This is a genomic window from Haladaptatus sp. (genome assembly GCF_049589095.1).
Classification (GTDB): Archaea; Halobacteriota; Halobacteria; order Halobacteriales; family Haladaptataceae; genus Haladaptatus.
The window spans coordinates 1-2,739 of record NZ_JBAWAC010000560.1; the positions used below are offsets into that span (position 1 = coordinate 1).

Annotated in this window: 3 protein-coding genes and 1 pseudogene; all 4 read left to right on the forward strand. The window is 60.6% G+C overall.

The genetic code is table 11. From position 1 onward, the window contains the following. Nucleotides 1–239, forward strand: a 239-nt coding sequence (locus WBV42_RS17680; RefSeq protein ID WP_423987195.1) for a sulfurtransferase TusA family protein, incomplete at its 5' end; no start/stop codon positions are given. A gap of 3 nt (nt 240–242) precedes the next feature. Further along, complete coding sequence (locus tag WBV42_RS17685; RefSeq protein ID WP_423987196.1) at nt 243–818, forward strand: DsrE/DsrF/DrsH-like family protein; 576 nt, start codon at nt 243–245, stop codon at nt 816–818. 267 nt (nt 819–1,085) lie between these two features. Then, nucleotides 1,086–2,378, forward strand: a complete 1,293-nt coding sequence (hflX, locus tag WBV42_RS17690) for a GTPase HflX (RefSeq protein WP_423987197.1) — start codon at nt 1,086–1,088, stop codon at nt 2,376–2,378. A 77-nt stretch (nt 2,379–2,455) separates the two neighbouring features. Further along, a pseudogene (locus WBV42_RS17695) lies at nt 2,456–2,739 on the forward strand (NADH-quinone oxidoreductase subunit B); the annotation flags it as partial.

Consider the following 2,739-nt stretch of genomic DNA (forward strand, 5'->3'; position numbering starts at 1 on the left):
TCACGGAGACGCTCGACGTAATGGGAATGAACTGCCCGATGCCGGTCGTGAAGACCAAACAGGCGACCGATTCGCTTTCGGAAGGGCAGGTTCTCGAAGTCGTGGCGACCGACTCGGGGAGCATGAGCGACTTGAAAGGATGGGCCGACACCACCGACGGCGTCGAACTCCTCGACCAGGAAGAGGGTGAAAAGAACGGCGAAGCGGTGTTCCGCCACTACGTTCGGAAGACGGAGTGACCCATGAGCACGGACACAACGATCGCTACCGACGACGGCATCGATGACGAAGCTGCTCTCGCCAACCGTATCGAGGAGTTGGAGGAGGAACTGGCCGACCTGAAGGAAGAAGTCGGGGGGCAGAAGAAGATGACCATCATCGCCACGAAAGGCACGCTGGACATGGCCTACCCGCCGCTCATCCTCGCCAGCACCGCCGCCGCGTTCGGCTGGGACGTCGTGGTCTTCCACACGTTCTGGGGGCTCGACATCCTCCATCAGGAGAAATCGAAGAACCTCAAACTCAGCGCGGTCGGCAACCCGAGCATGCCGATGCCGAACGCGCTCGCGGCGCTCCCCTACATGGATTCGATGGCGACAAAGATGATGGAGCGCAAGATCGAGGAGAACGGGACGGCAACCATCGAGGAACTCATCGACGTGTCGATAGAGACCGGCGTCGAACTGCAGGCCTGTCAGATGACGATGGACCTGATGGACTACGACGAGTCCAAGCTCTACGACGGCGTCGTCTCGGGTGTCGGAGCCGCCACCGCCCTCGAACACATGGCCGATTCCGACGTGCAGTTGCTCATCTAGATCGGCCCCTCTCATCGCGGTTGCCTTTTGTAGTGACACAGGATACCACACTCCCGCAAGGTTTTTTGCGAAGATACTCATTTCAGTGAGCAAGGTCGAACCATGACCACCTCTCTCCTTCACTGACCGGATACTCCGGGTCAGTTCGTCGTTTTGCCCGTTCGTTACGTCAGCGTAGCGACCGTCAGTGGCCCGCTCCCCGGTCGGAATTCGAACACGGAAGCGTAGAGCGGCGTCTTCGCCGAAGCACAGCAAAAGAATTCAGGCATGCAATCAGGTTCAGCAATCATCGCGAAACGAGTGGACGACGGACGTCCGAAAACGGACGAGATCAGCGCGCTCGCCGACGCGGCGGGCTACGAAGTGGTCGGGACGATAACCCAATCCCGGACGGAGGATTCGAACTATCAGTTCGGTCGCGGAAAGGCCGAGGAACTGGCGGAACGGATCGACGATTCGGACGCCGATTCCGTGGTCTTCGACAACCCGCTCTCGCCACAACAGACGTTCGAAATCGGGGAGTTGTGTCCCGACGGAACCAGAATCATCGACAGATACCGTCTTGTGCTCGAAATCTTCGCCCAGCAGGCAGGAACGAAGGAAGCACAGCGACAGGTCAAACTCGCGGAGTTACGGTACGAACTGCCGCGCGTGCAGGCCGAAATCAGGTTGGAGAAGGAAGTCGCGAACGAGCGGCGGTCGCGGAACGGCCTCGGCGAGAAGGAGGACCGACGCGTCACCGACATCCGGGATCGGATCGAAACTATCGAAACGAAACTCGACAACCGCTCGGATATCGACGGGCAGCGGCGCGAAAAGCGCCGTGACGAGGGGTTCTCCCTCGTCGCCCTCGCGGGGTACACGAACGCCGGGAAGTCCACGCTCCTGCGCAGACTGGCCGACGAGATGGAGGTCTCCCCGGAACGCCACGAGGACCTCCACGAGAGCGCGGGCGTCGAGGACAGGTTGTTCAAGACGCTCGAAACGACGACGAGACGGACCGAGATTCGCGGGCGGCGAACGCTCGTCACCGACACGGTCGGGTTCATTCAGGACCTGCCCCACTGGTTGGTCGAATCGTTCGAGACGACGCTGACCGAGACGTACGAGGCGGACCTCGTCTGTCTCGTCGCCGACGTGAGCGACCCGGTAGCGGAACTACGCGAGAAACTGCGAACCTCACACGACCTCCTCGACGGCGAAGTCGAGCGGGTCGTGACGGTACTGAACAAGGCGGACGAACTTTCTTCCTCGGAAATCGACGAGCGACTCGAAGGCGTGGCCGACCTCGCGTCGAATCCCGTCGTGATCAGCGCCATCGAGGACGACGGAATCGATACTCTCGAAAAACGAATCGCCGACGAACTCCCGGCGTTGAGGGAGGAGCGGATACGGCTTCCCAACACGGACGACGGCATGGCGCTGCTCTCGTGGCTCTACGACCGCGCTCGCGTCGAGGAGGTGTGCTACCCGTCGGGAGAGCGCGTCGTCGTGGAGTTCGCCGCCGTCCCGTCCGTGGCGAAACGAGCGACTTCGAAGGCCGACGCGATGATAAGCTGAGGGTAACGGCCAAATATTCATACCGTTCCCGCCCGTATCTCGTTCGATGCCCACGACGGGCACGGGGACTGGGGACCATGAGTAGTGAAACACAACCACCGAAACGACGACAGGGGGCGTCAGAACAGGAATTCGTCGCCCCGACGAGTCGAGAACAGGGCAAAGAGGAACTACCGGGTCGATTCGACTCGAAACTCCGGGACTCGCTCGGTACCTCGCCGTTCATTCTCACGAAGTTCGACAAGTTCATGAACTGGGTCAGGGGGTCGTCGATGTTCATGCTGCAGTTCGGCATCGCCTGCTGTAGCATCGAGATGATGCACACCTACGCCGTGAAACACGATTTGGACCGTTTCGGGGC

Coding starts and splice junctions, on each gene's coding strand:
- WBV42_RS17685 (WP_423987196.1), top strand. CDS start 243: ATGAGCACGGACACAACGATCGCTACCGACGACGGCATCGATGACGAA.
- hflX (WP_423987197.1), top strand. CDS start 1,086: ATGCAATCAGGTTCAGCAATCATCGCGAAACGAGTGGACGACGGACGT.